At 39.6% G+C, this 18,192-nt stretch carries 10 protein-coding genes; all 10 read right to left on the reverse strand.

The window, feature by feature from the left end; genetic code table 11:
* Window positions 1–71: 71 nt before the first annotated feature.
* Complete coding sequence (locus tag ABC831_RS00730) at window positions 72–395, reverse strand: multidrug transporter (RefSeq protein ID WP_343246380.1); 324 nt, start codon at window positions 393–395, stop codon at window positions 72–74.
* A 254-nt stretch (window positions 396–649) separates the two neighbouring features.
* Window positions 650–1,684: an HNH endonuclease gene (locus ABC831_RS00735; protein WP_343246381.1), complete on the reverse strand. Its 1,035-nt coding sequence runs from the start codon at window positions 1,682–1,684 to the stop codon at window positions 650–652.
* 11 nt (window positions 1,685–1,695) lie between these two features.
* Window positions 1,696–2,832 (reverse strand): cysteine desulfurase family protein, encoded by a 1,137-nt coding sequence (locus tag ABC831_RS00740; RefSeq protein WP_343246382.1) that lies wholly within the window; start codon window positions 2,830–2,832, stop codon window positions 1,696–1,698.
* On the reverse strand, window positions 2,833–4,260 hold the full coding sequence (gene brxL / locus ABC831_RS00745) for a BREX system Lon protease-like protein BrxL (protein ID WP_343246383.1): 1,428 nt from the start codon (window positions 4,258–4,260) through the stop codon (window positions 2,833–2,835).
* Complete coding sequence (gene pglZ, locus ABC831_RS00750) at window positions 4,253–6,745, reverse strand: BREX-4 system phosphatase PglZ (protein WP_343246384.1); 2,493 nt, start codon at window positions 6,743–6,745, stop codon at window positions 4,253–4,255. Before pglZ ends, brxL begins: the two co-directional genes overlap by 8 nt.
* A gap of 6 nt (window positions 6,746–6,751) precedes the next feature.
* The gene (locus tag ABC831_RS00755) at window positions 6,752–10,333 is read right to left on the reverse strand and encodes a DUF6079 family protein (RefSeq protein WP_343246386.1); all 3,582 of its coding nucleotides are present in this window, start codon (window positions 10,331–10,333) and stop codon (window positions 6,752–6,754) included.
* A gap of 207 nt (window positions 10,334–10,540) precedes the next feature.
* On the reverse strand, window positions 10,541–12,940 hold the full coding sequence (locus ABC831_RS00760; RefSeq protein ID WP_343246387.1) for a phosphoadenosine phosphosulfate reductase domain-containing protein: 2,400 nt from the start codon (window positions 12,938–12,940) through the stop codon (window positions 10,541–10,543).
* 121 nt (window positions 12,941–13,061) lie between these two features.
* Complete coding sequence (locus ABC831_RS00765) at window positions 13,062–14,810, reverse strand: phosphoadenosine phosphosulfate reductase domain-containing protein (RefSeq protein ID WP_343246388.1); 1,749 nt, start codon at window positions 14,808–14,810, stop codon at window positions 13,062–13,064.
* A gap of 891 nt (window positions 14,811–15,701) precedes the next feature.
* A complete protein-coding gene (gene lysS, locus ABC831_RS00770; RefSeq protein ID WP_343246389.1) occupies window positions 15,702–17,672 on the reverse strand; it encodes a lysine--tRNA ligase in 1,971 nt (656 codons plus the stop codon).
* A 13-nt stretch (window positions 17,673–17,685) separates the two neighbouring features.
* Window positions 17,686–18,168: a transcription elongation factor GreA gene (gene greA / locus ABC831_RS00775; RefSeq protein ID WP_343246390.1), complete on the reverse strand. Its 483-nt coding sequence runs from the start codon at window positions 18,166–18,168 to the stop codon at window positions 17,686–17,688.
* Window positions 18,169–18,192 lie beyond the last annotated feature (24 nt).

The raw sequence follows: 18,192 nt of genomic DNA on the forward strand, positions 1-18,192 counted from the left end.
AAAGATTCCTGATTAAATACGTTTGGCTGCTCTATGCCAGCCATAGCAAACATTATATTTTAATACACAAACTACATCAACCTGCTAAGGATCAGCTTTACCGCATCAATCAGCTCCGCACTGAAGCCATCCAGTTCATCCATTGTAATAACTTTATATCCAACAAAACTTGCAATATCCCAGAATGCAGTTGATTTTCTCACCTCGATCAATACACCTGGATGCTTCTTGTCCTGTTTTACCCTCTTCTCGAGCTCCCAGAAATGGTCAGAGGCTTTTCCCGGAGAGCTTAGCAAATCGATATATTCCTTTGTCAGCTGCTCCATGTAACGCTCCTGCCACTGCGGAAGTCTCTCCCGATATAATTTCCAATCCTGTTTTGAGATTTCTACCATGATAAATGATCCTCCTCCTGTGCTATGTGTAATTACCTTTTATCAGTTTCCTGAATTTCAGCTCAAGAGATTCCCTGTCGGGGTTCCTGTCGTATGCCATGGGTTCGGCAATCGCTTTATAATACGTCAGTTTTTCCTCAATGTACCGGTTAATCACTTCCAACCTGGGGGGCCTGGTCTGCCTTAGATATTTTAACCTGCTTGGCCAAAAGATCATCCACTCTGTCTTTATAAAGTTCGAAGTAGTCAAATTACTATAATTTTAACTCCGTAGATGCCTCTAAAAAATCACTCCGTTCTCGTATTCCACTCATTCTGGCATATTTCCACATTCGGTCCAGTAAGCCGGGATAATATCCGCAGAACTCATCTTTAATAAAAGAAGATTGTGTGGATTCTTCCATTATTATATTATTTCGATTTTCAATCTTAACAAGGTAATCTTGGCTAACTAAATTATTACTCTTACGTACATTACATCTCGGGCATGATAAAACAAAATTCCATAAGTTATCATTTTTGACAAATGACCAAGGAATAAAGTGATCCACATGAATGTTCTTGTCTAATTTTCTTCCACAATAAAAACATCTGTCTTCTTGAAATTCCTTATAAAGTAATTCCCTGTACACTGACAAATCTTTCCTTTGTGGTGTTGCAAGTTCAAGCTTCTCTAAAACCCTTATCAATGCATTATCATCATTAATTTTTTCAAGGAAACGGGCCCACGCATAATAGTTCAAGCGTTCAATTTCCATTTTATACTTCGATATAAAACGATATGCCTCATAGCCCAGGTATAATCCCTTTCCCCGAAGGTTAAATGCATACAGTTTGCCTTCAAAATCGTTATAAAGAGCGCCAATGACACAGCGCTTACATTCATTTGTTACTGTCTTCGTTATATTTAGTCTTTCAGCATCATTTAAGGATTGGAATAATACATTTTCGGGAATATCATAAGTCTTTACCGCATCCTTAATAATTATTTCTACCTTCGAATACTCCGACACTCCATTATATGACATTTGTTTAATATCATATTTATTTACAAGATTCCAATAATTTTCTGCAAATTTAGAAAAGAGCTTGTCATATGGTAAAAAGTATCCTAGCTCCTCTTCATATAAATCATATATTTGATCACAGATAGATTTTATTAGTCCAAATTTATATGTATTCGTCTTCTTACAGGCATCGGAAAATACATAGTTAAACAAAGACCATAGTTCATCTTCATTTACTTTGCTTTCTACCAGCGTACCTTCTTTTAAATTCCATCCCGGCATCAAAACACCACCTAAGCTTCTGTCATCGTTGCAATATTATGATATTTTATTATCCACTTAACCAAAGTCCGGACATCATCTTCCGTATTATATCTACCTATGGAAATACGTACAGAGGAATCAATCTGTTCATCTGAAATTCCCATGGCTTTTAGGACATGAGTCCTGTTTTGAGAATTCGAATTGCAGGCGGAACCGATAGAAATGCAGATATCATGCATATCCAACATATTTAACAAGCCTTCACCATCAAGGCCTGTAATAGCAATATTAATTATTCCTGCCGCCCTATGAGCACTGTCTCCATTTACCATAAAATTAATACCAGCAGCAGATAATAATTCCATCAAAAGCTGCTCCAAATACTTTATATGAATACGGTTCTCTTCTAAATTATTCATATTATCTTCAAGGGCCTTTGCCATAGCGTAGATACCGGCTACATTTTCCGTTCCGGAACGTAATCCGTTCTCTTGCCCCCCACCAAGTATGTAAGGGTTGACTATACAATCCTTCCTTATATAGAGGAAGCCTACACCCTTAGGGCCATTAAACTTATGAGCACTAGCCGAAAGCATATCTATACCCATTTCTTTAACATTGATTCTCATATGCCCAACAGCCTGAACTGCATCCGTATGGAAAACCGATTCATTGTTATCTGAATGTACGATCTCGGCTAATTCTTTGACGGGCTGAATCACCCCGGTCTCATTATTCTGCATCATCACAGAAGCTAGGACAGGGGTACCATCCAAGTTTCTTTTTAATTCATCTTTTGTAATAATACATTGATTATTAGCAGCAAGAAAGCTTACACGGACGCCCTCTGTCCCACATTTTTCTGCCGGATGCAGAATAGCATGATGCTCGATCTTAGACGTAATAACTTTGCTCCATCTTGATCCTGCCTGGCTAATTACCCAATTATCGCTTTCCGTACCACAAGAAGTAAAAAAAATCTCCTCAGCTTCTGCTCCAATACAATCGGCAATGATCGCTCTGGAATCTTCCAGTAACTCTTTCGCTATTCGTCCAAAGCTATAAGCAGATGATGGATTTCCATATTGCTTGGAAGAAATCTCGATCAATGCACGCAGTGATGCTTCACTCATTACGGTGGTGGCCGCATTATCAAAATATATCATTTATACGCCTCTTACTCTAATATCAGGCATGCGATCGGTAAATTCTCTGTCTATAGCTGCCAACTGCTGCCTGATAATTTTTCTTTTTTCAAAAGCAGGGTCGAAACATACCAGCCTGAACTCCTCAGATGATATGTCTGATGCTTTTCGCACATGCGGATATAATAATTTCAGATATCCGGAGCACATCTTAATCACAGCGTTTGTGTCACGTGTATCTGCGTTCATTGGAATATCCAAAAGATCTTTTACTATTGCGCTGTAGAAAGACTGTGTCCTGCTATATGAAAGAATTTCCGAGAAATATTCAACATTTAGCGAATATCCATTTAATTTCAAGTCCTCACTGATTCTGGGAAGGTACCAGCCCTCAATGAATCCATGAAATCTGTCAATCAGCGCATGGTCCTGGAATGCCTCCGGAAGTTCCTCAAAATAATGATTATTCAAAGGACGTCTATCAGAACCCAGATCTATATTTCCCAGAAGAATCAGTCCGGCCAGAGAAGTAAATTTGGATTTTCCAACAGTGAAGGATCCCTGCTCCATGTAATTTTTAAGTGCTCCTTGTATTTCTTCAGGGTTATCAAACGATATTGTCTTTACTTCATCCAGTGACACAAATTCATATGAAGGAATGATGCCAAGAGTATTTTTACTCATATCGTAAAACAGTTTAGCTCTGGTGATCTTTCCTCCACTGATCTGCCATCCGTATTTTGACAGGTTATTAAATATATATGACTTACCGGTTCCTTTTGGTGCTAGCTCGATCATATTGAGATTTGGCTCAACAAAGACGAGCAACCTTGTTAAAAACAGCAATTTCTGATCTAGTGATTCAAAAGATGAAGAGTTGGGATTATATTCCATGTTGCAAATGAGAAAATCCACCCACTCCTCTAAAGTAAACCGTTCTCTTGCCTGGCAATAATACTCGAAATCCGGCTTATAGGGACGAAAAGGCTTGAACTTAACCATTTCAGCATAACCTTTTTCTTTTCCATCGGGCTCTACATACTGCATCGTTATTACTCCCCAGTTCTCACCTTCCTTGAGGAGATCTTCCTGACGTGCGAGATATGGTGAAACTTTTCCTTCTCCGCTTTTAATTCCTATATCCGGAATTTGGAAGCGGTGTTCTCCGCTCTTTATATCTGATTCAAATATAATTCTTGCGAGTATCTGTATTACTTCACCGTTCAGAAGTCTACTTCTGATATTGCTATCCTTTGTTGGAATATGCTTTTTAATAAAATCGTATAATCCTTCCGTGTAGATAACATCATCATTGGAAAACCTTTTGATTAACCAATCTTTTATAAATGAAGGTACATTTACGCCTGAAAAAAGGCTATACCGATCCGGGGTCTTGTGCATAGATTCTTCCGGAAAAATGTCTTTGATCTTAAGATCTAAATCAGTCATCAAATCCGTCGTCTCCTTCTAAATTACTCTTAGCTCTGTTCTTAGTGCGGAATTCATATTCCTTGTCCGCAACGACTACAGTAATGTCTTGTTCCTTTCCTGACAATAATTCTGTGGAATATACAAAGCCTGACTTTTTCAGGACATGCTTACTCATATCAGCCTCAATAACATAGGATTCCCCTTCTGGATCCGGAATAATTGTGAATGATACCAGCTTATCCAAACCGCTTACCTCAAGTTTATCCTCCAATACTTTATACGCAATACTGTTTACATCGTGTGGTACCGCCACAATAACTGGTACTAACATTTCTTCTATTGTTGCCCCACCATGATCTTCATATCGCGGCCTGTTATACAAAGATTGATCATTTAGCGATATGACATATGGTGTTCCGGGCTTAATCACATCCTCATAAGCAATGTAATCATTCGTATCTTCATAATCTGATTTCGCTGACACCTTACAACAGCGGCCTTCATGATCTGCTGCAGAAAAATTATATTTCTTTTTTGCGTCTGTCCATCGCGCTCTTGCTGTAGCACCGTGATCAGCTGTTATAACAATACGTCTTCCGGATGACTCTAAAGTGATATCTTTCATCTTTTCCTCTAAAATATCGAAAGCCTTTCTAAGATTTACCGCAGTCTTATAGAATTCACCATGTATTACTTCCCGGTCAAAATTAAGGAACCATTCTTTGTAAGGCACAGCAGCAAGATAATCCTTGTTTATATCGGTTATAGATGGTAAATGACACACTGCATAATCGCAATATTCCACAACATATTCATTCATCCTCAACAGTTCTGCTATCAGCGGTAAATATTCAGCGCCCACGCCATCCAATATGTATATATCCGAATCTTCCGAATATTCTTCAATGGCTACTTCCTGATGATGAATCGCATAATACATACTATAAAGATTTGTGGAGTTAGCACATCCATCATCATAGTAACGCTGCAGAAACGGATTGTCCTTATCTGCAATTTTACTTTCTCTATACGCCTGCATGTAGAATTTGAACTCGTCTTTTTCTTTTATTTGGTTTTCCGCCTGACTATATAGATAAAAATATAAAGCCGGATATACATTTTTCACCTCTGCCTTATCTAAAATTCCATTTGAGCAGAGATTGATAACAAATTCTTTTTCTTTCTTACTTAAACCCGTAAATGCTGGTTTAAAAAATCTCATATAATAGGATAATAAACGGTCTTTGAGATCAGCGATATCCCTTCCGGTCAACTTGCCCAACTCAGCAAGTTGAATTCCATTCTGTTTTACATCTAAGGCAATCTCTATACCAAGCTCTTTTACCACTCCATCATAGATTACTTCTTGTATTTCATTTTCGGGCGGCATTGTTCCCGCAAACTTATTTATTTCCCTGATTATCGTTAAACGTTCATCCAATTGTGAAACATCATGAATCCAATAACCCTGCTGCCAAATTTTTATTAAAAATTCCTTTTTAGAATATGATTTTAACACTTTCAGGACGAAACCTAAAAATGTGTTTGGTAAGTAGGCCACCACATAACATTTAAGCAGCCACTTTTCATATGCACTTTCCGTTGTTAAAAATTTGCCTGCCAGCGCACTTGTGGATCTTGCATCTATGCCAAGAGAATGTGAAACCAGCCCTTGCATGTCCATGCCTGACGCTTGCCGGGTATACTCGGTGCAAAGTTGTTCCCAATATTCCTCATCTACCGCTTCATATGGGATTTCAACCTCAAAAGAATATGCTTTTTGAAGATAGTCCTTAGTATTATATACGACATCTATCTGAAAAGCATTATCCGGAGAAGCCTTGCTGTGCCACTCATATAGGCTTTCAGAGCAACACCAGATCGGAATTGTAAAATCAATAATTACCGCATGCCGCCATAAACCTATCCATTCAACGCTTGTAGTGATTTTGTTCTTTTTAATATTAGCAGCATAATCACTGGATACAAAACATATCTCCCGGTACTTACCGCTTAATTCATAGTCTGAGTTTATAAATGGATCAATTAAATCCTTTCGGGCAAAGCTCTTCTGAAGCACCTTATATACGTTATCCTTCATAGAAAAACAGATTAAGTAAATTCTTCTCTGAGCGCTGATGGGATCCGTAATATTGCTGTTCTCAATATCGAACAAAGACAGAACGGTAGACTCTATCTCCATTTTGGAGAAAAATCGGATCAATTCAGAGAACCCCACAACAAATGTATCTTTGGTTTGTGACGTATCATTCCTGATGATTTGAATAAACCTGCTTTTGGTCATCCAGCCATCGTCCTTTTTCATTATATAATCACTTAACTCCAGAAGTTCCCCATTTGAACTCTTTACGAGATCCTCGATTTCGTTCTGCGTATTATTGTTCAGCTCCATGAACAAAAAACGAACCGGATACCTCCTATAAGAGTACGTGTTTTTCTCTTTGTCTTCAATTAATTTTCTCTTTAGTGCTCCAACATCCATTTATTATTATTCCTCACTCAGTAATTTCATTACCGCAGAACATACAACTGGATACTCTTTACACAATTTCACAAGAATTTGTTTTGCCTCTCCATCTCCAAACTCTTTCTCATTAATCATTGCTGTTGCCGCTTCTATAGTCGCATGCGTTTTTCCAATAGCAATCGGTGTAATCTCAATCGGCTCAAAACCAGGACCAGCAAATGTTTCATTATCATAGTCTTCGTTTTGACCACCATCTACCGGATTATCGTTATCAGTATCTGCATCATCATAACTATCTTCGAAACCTTCTTCCGGCGGAGTTGGATTCACAACCGGTGCTGATTGCTTGCTTTGCAGTACGCACCACTGCAAAATCTGTTTTTCTACATCTTCTTCCCGCCAAAATACAATTGCATCTGAAAGATTCTGATTTAGATAGGCAAACAGATTAGAATAATCATCTAACTTAATCTTTACTTTTGCCAAACACCTGTCAACAAATGCATAGATACAAGTTGAATCCTTTATCCTTTCAAGCGTTAGTGCAATCGATGTCTTCTGTTTTTTTAGAGATTCTAATAAATCAGATACATCCTCCTGAGTGATACTATCCCCCGTAGCATTAGCCAATGAGAATAAGGCATCAATAACGGAATTAAACTCTGCCCCTTTATCAACAATATACTTTAATGCCCATAATGGTGATTTATATTTAAACTCAAAGCTAGCTCGCATCGCCCATTTTGTTTCGGAGATTCCATCCCCTTTAACACCAAATATCGACTGAATCAGATCAATAAGATCTTTTTCTTCCGCAGTAGAAAATCTTACTCTAAGCTTAGCATCCTGCTTCCCACCAATCCAAAAATCAAATGCTGCATTAATAATGTCCCGCATGATAGTTGCTGATACAAGGCTTCCCTGGTCCGATAAATACATTTTCTCTATAAAACGCCTAAAAGCCAAAGCAACAGCTGCCATACAAATATAATTGTTGTAATATCCATAAGGCGGCTCCGTTAAAAACTTAAAGTCTACACCTATATTAACCACAGTTTTGTTGCGCAATTCTGCTATCTTATCATCAATAGCTTTGACTAGGACCGTCATCGGATTGGTAGCATCATAGTGACCTATATAGTTCAAATTTTCATCGAATATCCAATTACCTGACTTGTCTTTTAATAAATGCGATACTGCGGATTCAGCTCCGCTAAAGCTCTCTATTTCCTTCCTATTAACAGCATAACAAACTTTCTCAACTGTTTTCTTGGCATATATTTGTTTCCAACCAGTACTTGCACTTGCTACCTGTGGTATCCTCTCTGCTCCATTCGTGAATATTCTAGCCACATCCGAAATCAATCCGGCATTGCATGCAGACTTGAATGTTGTCGTATTAACACGTTCTCCTCTAAATATAATAGTTGTTGATCCATCGATGATTTCCGTTCTCCATTTTTCCATCCAGTGGCTTGCTTTCTTCTCATATGGAGAAGGATCCTCCAATTTCGTTTCTCTGGCAACATTCTCACGGGCTTTCGCATCAATAACTCCCTCAAATCGCTGCTGGCCCAAAAAAACATCCGAAATCACAAAAACAATGTTCTTCATTGTATCTTTTTGCGAAAGTTTTTGAATTATGTTTTTCTGAGTCTCCAATGCACTTTCCGCCCGATTGGACTTATTGTCGTAAGTGGGTGTTTCACCTCTGAACACAAAGATTGCAACTTTGGCAGCATAGCTCTTTTTGAAGTTCTTCAATAGCTTGGCCTCCATAGAGACAGCCTGTGAATTCCCCCAAATCAATGAGAACTCTATAGCACGATTGAATCCGTCAGTATTTGATATGATTTTGGTAATATCATTCTTATAGCCAACGTATTCATCAAGAAGCACACTGACATCTTCATACTTATTATACAGCTTATTTTTTTCGGCCTGTATCTTTTCTAATGACAATGCAGATGAGGATACCTCATAAACATCATCAGGCCCTTTTAATATGATCTGTTTTTCGTCAATTGCTGTAAGAGCTTTGTTAATCTCTTCATTTGTCCATGCTCCGCTTAACACATACAAGATGTTACGCTTACTCGGATGAACCAGACTTTTTTCCTGTTCCCCATCATCCAATTGTGTTACACGGTTCAAAAGATTGAGCAAAAGGATAACCTTGAATACCGACAATTCCGGAACATCAGTATCTTTCAATTTTGTTGAATACATTGAGAATTTATTCATTATCGCATCAAAATTATTCGTACGATCTTCTGAAAATGCCTCAGAAAAAAAATCCCATACTTTATCTGCAGTAAGATATTCCACGGAATCAATGTCGTTCTTTATAAAATCCTTGAAACCTCTATTATCATCATTCAAAAATTCAAATATACTTCTTTCAACGGAACCAATCGCTCTCGATACAAATGTCGCAAGATATGCCGTATATGGATGGAACGGATACAGTCTCTTAATAATTGCCTGTGTTTGAGCAGGTTTATCCATTGGAGCAACGATTTCCTTCAACGCTTCTGCCACCTCCGACTGAAGCTGCATCCTCTCTTCGACCAGCGCATCATATTTTGTTGTATCCTTTATCTTTATAGCATTTGACAAAATATGGTAAGTTGTAATATCCTGCATGTCATATTTCAGTCCAAGGAAACGTGCTTTAGCCATAGTTTTTTCGTCTTCCTTGAGGTCTTTATAACTATCAATTGCCTCCATATTTTTATGGGTAACGAGAAAAACATAGACACCAATATATTTATTCTTATCGTCTTTTCTAGGGGCCTTACTTAGTTCCGCGATATCCTGTATACAATTAAGGATACTTCTTCTTTCCGTTATCTCAAGCAATGATGTAAACTCATCCCAAAATATTACAAGATATTGCGCCACATTCTGCTTACGCAGCTCATCCATTACTTCTGTAAGCCACTGCTTAATATCGGGTGTGGCCTTGATCATATTTGATTTCTTTAAGGCCATATTGATTTCTTTTAATACTTCAACGTCTCCGTTTTTCAGAAGTTCTTTTAATTCTTCCACCGTAGATGCATATCTGTATAGCTCATTTGTAAGCATAATCTGCCAAAAAGAATCAAACTTTTTATCATTTAGCATCTCAATTACAGCCTGAAAATCAGACTTTACCGTCATTGAAACACCTGCATCTTCCAACTGCTGCACAACAGCACGTTGAACGGTATATTTAAGTTCTTCCGTATCTACAATAGAATATGTGCCTTTAAGAACAACCGGAAATACACGTTCCTTTTTGCGAAAATTTAAAAGCATAGCTTTCAGTTGAGGATTCGACAATTTTTCTGCATAATCTTTTATATCATCCAAATCATCGCACAAAAGATGCTTGATTACAGATGTAGAATGGCTTTTTCCAGTTCCATAAGTACCTTGTACCCAAATAGATTTATGCTGATCACTTGTCGGGGAAGTGAACGCATTTACGATCTCTTTGAGATTGGATTCAAATTTTTCATTTGTAATGAATTGTTTCCAATAATTCTCCCTTTCTTCTGTCATGTTGAAAGTGGAATCAAAAAACGGTTCAATTCCTATAATATCTGAATATTGCATCTTTTCCTCCTACAAAAATAGTGTACAGCCCTCTTCTTTAAACTGTTCTACCTTTTTAGTAAGTGTTTCCTCGTCTGTATCTAACACTTCCGCCAAATGTTCTCTGCAGAAAAACTGTTTTATCTTCTTGCCTAATAATTTTTTGCACAAAGCCTTATCATCCTTTGACAAGGTTGTCTTACAGTAATAACATTCTTCCATCTTTCGTCACACTCTCTTAATTACGGCAGCCAGCGCATCATCCGGCGACATATCCTTGTTTAGATGCACATTCTCTAATCCGCCGGTCAAATCGGCGGTGAGTACTCCCATCTGGGTTAATGCTTTTAACGCCGGAATAAGATTCATCGTTGTCATTCCAAATACAGTATAAGGATTTAATACTTCTGGAATAAGAAGGTCACTTACTATAATATCATAATAATTTGTTTCTTTAGCTCCTTTGTACAACAAATATGCCAGCGCTGGTATAGAAACATAACCGGGAGATATTCTTCTGATGCCCTTCGTCGAATTTCCTGCCATTTGTAATTCTGCCACATATATATTCTGCGCTTCTGTCTGCATATTTGTACAATATCCAAGCGGCGAATATCTCAGCATCGTAATCAATGCATTTGTAGGATTCTTTATTGTATTATCATTTAGTGTCGGAAAGTCCTCCTTCATAATTGCAACAATATCATCCCTGGTATACGGAATCTCCTGCTTTATAGATTTAACAAAACTATTTACGATTGCCGAGTTATAAGCCAAACCAACCCAGATAATCTGCCATGCAGCAAGCTTATTACGGTTATATAATCCTTTAACCATATCAAATTTATCTGAGATTTTATTTTCCTTCTCATCAATCAGTTCTGCTTCTCTTAACCAGTTCTTGGCGGCTGGTATCATCTTGGATCCCAGATTCGGATAAGTTCCAAACCAGTCATTCCCCTTGTCAAAGAATACATCTACCCATTCGTCACGTAATCCAAAAGTGGAATATCTGTCAATACCGCTTGTCCTCAAATTTGCAGACTTCACAAGCATACCACCTTCATTAATCTGTTTTCTGTGTGCAATAATACAACCTCGTGAGCTTACTTCCAGGCACTTATGGCAATGTACACACATATTTTTATTGATTTCAACTTTGTTCCTTACCGTGAGTGCACCCGTAGGACACTCAGCTTCGCAGACTCCGCAAACCTCACAGCCAGCAGTCTTTGTAAGAACTCTTGAAAGCATACCATGTAAAGCTGGCTTATTCACCGTTCCCTCAACTATAAATCTGACTGTATTTTCCTTTTCTTCAACGCTAAATCGGTAGAGCTCCCCGTTATAATTCATTTCTCCTTTTACGATGCCATTTTCTTCACGGGAAACATACTGGCATAAAGCAAAGAGCCATATTCTCCAATCTGATTTAGGCTGAGTTACTACACATTCGAAATTCGGTTCCTTGCTGATAAGGTCAACTCTGGAGCCATCTGGAATCAGTCCTCTTCCTCCGGCATTTTTCTTCCAATTGTTTGAGCTGATATAGTTATTGATCTTTTCATTCGAATTCAAGCCAAGATTCCTGGCCATTTCTTCTATAACCTCCACATATTTCTTGGATATATCCGGATATATTCTTCGAATTAAGTATTCTGACCAATCCGAGGCGAACGGACAAACGCCGCATCCTACTCTATTTAATCCCATTCTATAGGCCGGATTCAGTTCTATATCCCTTGCAAAAAGGTATAGGAAAATTTCCGCATTGTTCCATCTAAAGATAGCTCTACAATTTATCAAATTAGGATGTTTTACATTAACGCCTATACGCTCATATGCTTCTCTTCTTGTGCTTTCATCTGCTCTAACCCCCTCAAATACTGCTACCTTAGGCTGAATATCTGTATTATGTATTTCCTTCATAGTTCTTCTGAAAACAGTTGTTTTCATAACAGCGCAGCACCATCTATTCATCCGGCTCGGCGGTCCATACTGTTTCCATAAATCAATAGCCTTACGATCACTCTCCGCGTGATAAAGCTTGAAGTGTGGAAATCTATATTTATAATCCTCTTCCGTATATGCAACAATGTCGTATGTACACGGAAGCTCCATATCCGTATCCTGGAATACTGCCTTAAATGACTCTACTGGTAGAACTCTTGTTACCAAATCCAAGATAACCTGCGAATCCTTACCTCCAGAAAAAGCAACAACAAAGTCATCTACTTTTCCTTTGAAAGCATCATAGCACCCTAAAATAAAATCCATCGCTTCATTCTCAATGGTTTCTATTGCTTCCCGGTTGATTTTAAGCAGCTTATCAATATCAACTTCCTCCAGGTTTGTAAAAGTAAACCCATCATTGTATACAACCGTAGGTTTCGTATAGATACCTGCTCCTCGTCTTTCAAAAAATGGCTGACCCTTATAATAATATCGCGCATCTATATTCCAACAAATAGGTTTGTCTGTTTTTGGAAGACAGTATTTTTTATTCACCTCGAGAATCTGTAATTCCTGTAAATAAACCGGGCGAGGTGCCGGTATTGCTTCTTCATCAGGTATATTATCGCTCAAGATAATTCCGTTATTCTGAGCATCCCACTTAACTTTAAACATAAAGTACTCCGTTTCTAGTAATATTTTGTAAGCTTCTCCTCATTATTGCTAGGCAATTTGCGCTAAACACGTCGTTTCTCAATTAAAAGACGCATTCCCTTTCAGTGTTACCTTTTTCAATTTATCTTTCATTTTCAGAATATCCCTTTCCTCTGGGCAATAGTACCTTTCTCATATAGCAGCCGCCTGTGTAATGATTAATGCACTTAAAGCAATGAACACATTTATCCGCATCAACTTCATAGCGGTAATCCGTATCTGATTCACCACATTTGACAAGCCGAATCGCTCCATATCTGCATACATTTTCACAGGCATGACATCCGGCGCAAAGCTGAAATTTGGTAATCTGGCATTTAAACTTCAACTCTATTTCAACGGTTTTCGTCCTAGCCGCAATCGGGGTACTAAGAATAGAAATTCGCAGTTCATTTGTCTCCAGCCTGCCCTGCAGCTTCATAAGCGGCTGTTTCGTTTTTGCGTCTAAAACGTACACTTCGCCTAAACGGGACTTTCCCATATCAAAATTCAATTCCCCAAATGGTTTGAAGAATTCATACAGCTCTTTTGTGATCGGTTTATTTAAAATATAATGAAAGCTTTTCGCATCGGTGGCGCATGGTTTGAAATCTATTGCAACATTTTTACTCAATTCAATGCCCGCGCCGCCTTGCCGCGCTTTCCAGCCGCCACTATTCACATAATCTTCCGGGTCCTCTTTTCCCATTTTCGTGGCAAAGTCCAAAAGTATTTCATGGAACCGCTTCGATTGATCGGGCAAATATATGCCGGCAAGAAACTGCGACCATTGACTGTTATTCGGACAACACCAGCATCCTACCCTGGTGTAGCCCAAGCGGTATGCGTCGTTAAAATCAATTTTTGTCGTTAATATGTACAGCCAAATATCATAATCGAACCAGTCAATAATTGGTGACGCAACCAGCTGTTTACTGATTTTCTTCCCAATAGAGGATCTCTCATAATTGTTTCTGCTTGACGATTCACTTCTGCGAATACCATAGAACGTTAGTATCGTATTGAGATCCCCAAACGTTTTCTTGATTTTGTCTCCAATAAAACCCGTTTTAAATATAGTGCAGCACCAGCGCAATGTACGGCTCGGCGGTCCAAACGTCTCGCATAAATGAAAAAAATCCTGTTCTTTGTTCTCTGCACGAAGAACTGGTGTTTTTCTATTCGCCTCCCGAAATCGCTGCACATATTCATATGTCTGAGGGAATTCTAGTGTCGTATTCCCAAATATATGTATGATAGACGGCGTCCCTAATGCCTTTCGCACCAAGTCGCTTACCACCGTTGAATCCTTTCCCCCTGAAAAAGAAATAAAGGCTGCATTCGTATTCCCTTTAACAAAGCGCCTGGAATACTCCTGGATAAACTGCTTTGCCTCAGACGATATAAAATTATAATGATCTGCGTTCGCAAGAATCCAGCGTCCGATGATTATGTCAAAATAATCATAACTATTTTGATCTCTATAGTGTTCCAGCTGTTCTCTAATATCATTCGGGTTTAATTCTTTCACCTTAGAAACAGAAAATGAAAGCTTCTTCCCATTTACGTAATATCTATTACCCACACCATTCCAGACAGAATCTTTTAAGAAAGCCAGCGGTTTATCAATTAGAATTTCTAATAATAATCTTTCTTCCGGAAAGACAGGTCTAACATCCGAAGTCAAATATTTGCCAAGGGAATGACATATAGGACATTCTTCGTCGTAGGTCGGAATTTGGCAATATTCACACCAGTAAATTTTGCTTTTAACTTCAGTTCGCTCTCCACAGACGGGACATTCACTCTTACCGGCATCAATGTTACACTTTTTACAGAAGTATTTAATCATTGTCCCACCTTAATTCGTTTTTAATTTAACACGTAACTAATTATACTGAACATGATACAGGATATTAATATCACCCATCATGTTTTATACAAACTCAGAGAAATCCTCAAGCTTACAATAAAAATATGATTCATTTTGCAAAGCACTTCGATAGAAATAACATTGACATACCACTCTATATCCCATAAGCATTAAATTTATAGGAGAAAGCAGACACTAGAGGATTGAAAAATATATTTAACATTATACCACGGGGGTATTTAACAATCAATTCTGTTTGAAAATAAGACTAACGACAGTTTGAAAATAAGACTAACGACAGGCAGCGGCTTCCTTCTGATGCCTTCCCAGGCATCTTTCACCATATTAGTTCTTTTAATCTAAAGCTATGTAGTTATCCTACTACGTGATCATCGATCCGAATCAGCTTAGGAACACACTGAACCAGATCTATACAACACTTTTCTAATTCCAATCGTTCTTCGCCTTTTGATTCTATCAGCCAAAATCAATATTTTCTCATTTTTGCCTAACAGAAAAATTAGGAAAGCGTAACATTCCATGTACACTTCAGTAGGCCCTGTGCCTTCTCCGCTTTCTTAATCGTCACATCCCCAAATACATAATTGAAACGATAAAGTCATCCATTCGTCTGCACACACCATATCTTGAATGCTCCAGTAAAGCTTTTTACCTCCTACTGTTTGCTATTGTCAATATAACATGAAATCCCCCATAAATAGCTTGCACTACTTTAAAATACAGGTAATAAATGTAATAGCTATCCTTCCTGCCATTCTCCGTTAACAAAAAAACGAGCCACCTGGCAATTTAATCACCAACCGGCTCGTCTCCATCTATTCATTAAATAAATTTTCAAAACCAAACTCTTTAATACAACTTCGCTCCAGCCGGAATACGGTCATCCACTATCAGCAGATTCAGTCCTTCATGCCCATCTTCCTCATGAACTGCGGAAATCAGCATCCCACAGGAGTCAATCCCCATCATTTTTCTCGGCGGCAGATTAACGATCGCAATCGCTGTCTTTCCGATCAGTTCTTCCGGCTCATAATAATCATGAATTCCGCTTAAAATCGTACGATCCGTACCGGACCCATCATCCAGCACAAACTGTAACAGCTTCTTGCTTTTCGGAACCGCAGCGCAGTCTTTGATCTTCACCGCACGGAAATCCGACTTGCTAAAGGTCTCGAAATCCACCTGTTCTTCAAATAACGGTTCAATCTTAACCTTAGAGAAGTCGATCGCTTCAGGAACTTTTTCAAATGTTTCCGAAGCTTTTACAGATGCCTCCGAAGCATATACAGCTTCTTGCGGGGCAGCTTTTTCCGATCTCTTAGGCGCATCGGAGCCACCGATACTCTTCATCGTGGGGAACAGCAGCACATCCCGGATCGCTGAAGAATCCGTCATCAGCATACACATCCGGTCAATACCATAACCAATCCCACCTGTAGGCGGCATACCGATCTCCAGCGCGTTCAGGAAATCCTCATCCGTATGGTTGGCCTCTTCATCACCCTGAGCCAGTAATTCCTCCTGCGCCCGGAACCGTTCTCTCTGATCGATCGGGTCGTTTAACTCGGAATAAGCATTCGCCATCTCCCACCCGTTCATAAAGAACTCGAACCGCTCCACATAATCCGGATTCCCGGGTTTTCTCTTGGTAAGCGGCGAGATCTCCACCGGATGATCCATCACAAAGGTCGGCTGAATCAGGTGTTCTTCCACATATTCCTCAAAGAACAGGCTTAAGATATCACCCTTCTTATGGCGGGCCTCGAAAGCGATTCCTCTCTCTTTCGCCAGCGCCTTGGCTTCTTCCTCGGTCTGAATCTCGTCAAAATCAATCCCTGCATATTTCTTGACAGCGTCGACCATGGTAATCCGTTCAAAAGGCTTGCCCAGATCCATCTCGACCCCATTATAAACGATCTTCGTGGTGCCCAGAACTTCCTGAGCCACATATCGGTACAGGTTCTCAGTCAGGTCCATCATTCCGTTATAATCCGTGTACGCCTGATATAGCTCCATTAAGGTAAATTCCGGATTATGCCTGGTGTCCAGTCCCTCATTACGGAATACTCTTCCGATCTCGTAGACTCTCTCCAGCCCGCCGACGATCAGTCTCTTGAGGTAAAGTTCCAGCGATATCCGAAGCTTTAGGTCCTCATCCAGCGCATTAAAATGTGTCTCAAAAGGTCTGGCTGCCGCGCCTCCGGCATTGGATACCAGCATGGGCGTCTCCACTTCCATGAAGCCCTGCGCGTCCAGGAATCTGCGGATCGTACTGATAATCTTCGACCGTTTGATAAAGGTATCTTTTACCTCCTGGTTCATGATCAGATCCACATATCTTTGGCGGTAACGGATATCTGTATCCTTTAACCCATGGAACTTTTCAGGAAGAATCTGCAGGCTTTTGGACAGAAGGGTCACTTGTGCCGCATGGATGGAGATCTCTCCGGTCTTAGTGGTAAAGACCTCGCCTTTTATACCTACAATATCTCCGATATCAAATTTCTTAAACTCTTTATAGGCCTCTTCCCCGATGCTGTCTCTGGCTACGTAAGACTGGATATTCCCCTTGAGATCCTGAATATTGCAGAAAGACGCTTTTCCCATCACACGTTTGGACATAACACGGCCCGCCACGGATACCTGCGTTCCTTCCAGCGTCTCATAGTTATCCTTCACTTCCTGGCTATGATGCGTGGCATCATATTTCATGATCTGAAACGGGTCTTTTCCGTTCGCCTGTAATTCTTCCAGCTTTTCCCGGCGGATCTTCCGCAGCTGATTGATGTCCTGTTCCTGTACATTCTTTTGTTCAGCCAAAATTTTTCACTCCTTAGTTGGATCTCTGGATTTCTAATATTTTATATTGGATACAGCCGGCCTGGGCTTCTACGGATACCGTTTCGCCAACCTTGGCGCCCAGCAGTGCTTTTCCTACCGGGGATTCATTGGAGATCTTACCCTCCAGGCTGTTGGCCTCTGTGGAACCTACGATCTTGAACTCCATCTCTTCGTCGTACTCCACATCGTAGACCTTCACCTTGCATCCTACATTGATCTTATCCAGGTCCACTTCATCTTCCACGACCACTTCCGCGTTCTTGAGAATCTTCTCGATCTCTTCAATTCTGGCCTCGATGTCCCTCTGTTCGTCTTTGGCTGCGTCGTATTCCGCGTTCTCCGACAGATCCCCCTGCTCTCTGGCCTCTTTGATTTTCTGCGCTACTTGTTTGCGTTTAACCACCTTCAGGTCCTGAAGCTCCTCTTCCAGGCTCTTAAGACCTGCATAGGTTAGTAGGTTCTTCTTTTCTTCCATGTAATCTACACCCTCCTGTATCTA

Origin of the sequence: Diplocloster hominis, assembly GCF_032380655.1 — a bacterium.
GTDB lineage: Bacteria > Bacillota > Clostridia > Lachnospirales > Lachnospiraceae > Diplocloster > Diplocloster hominis.

Bases quoted from the DNA above. Each gene is read 5' to 3' on its own strand.
- ABC831_RS00735 (WP_343246381.1), bottom strand. From the start codon at position 1,684: ATGCCGGGATGGAATTTAAAAGAAGGTACGCTGGTAGAAAGCAAAGTA.
- ABC831_RS00755 (WP_343246386.1), bottom strand. From the start codon at position 10,333: ATGCAATATTCAGATATTATAGGAATTGAACCGTTTTTTGATTCCACT.
- pglZ (WP_343246384.1), bottom strand. From the start codon at position 6,745: ATGGATGTTGGAGCACTAAAGAGAAAATTAATTGAAGACAAAGAGAAA.
- ABC831_RS00730 (WP_343246380.1), bottom strand. From the start codon at position 395: ATGGTAGAAATCTCAAAACAGGATTGGAAATTATATCGGGAGAGACTT.
- greA (WP_343246390.1), bottom strand. From the start codon at position 18,168: ATGGAAGAAAAGAAGAACCTACTAACCTATGCAGGTCTTAAGAGCCTG.
- brxL (WP_343246383.1), bottom strand. From the start codon at position 4,260: ATGACTGATTTAGATCTTAAGATCAAAGACATTTTTCCGGAAGAATCT.
- ABC831_RS00765 (WP_343246388.1), bottom strand. From the start codon at position 14,810: ATGATTAAATACTTCTGTAAAAAGTGTAACATTGATGCCGGTAAGAGT.
- ABC831_RS00760 (WP_343246387.1), bottom strand. From the start codon at position 12,940: ATGTTTAAAGTTAAGTGGGATGCTCAGAATAACGGAATTATCTTGAGC.
- ABC831_RS00740 (WP_343246382.1), bottom strand. From the start codon at position 2,832: ATGATATATTTTGATAATGCGGCCACCACCGTAATGAGTGAAGCATCA.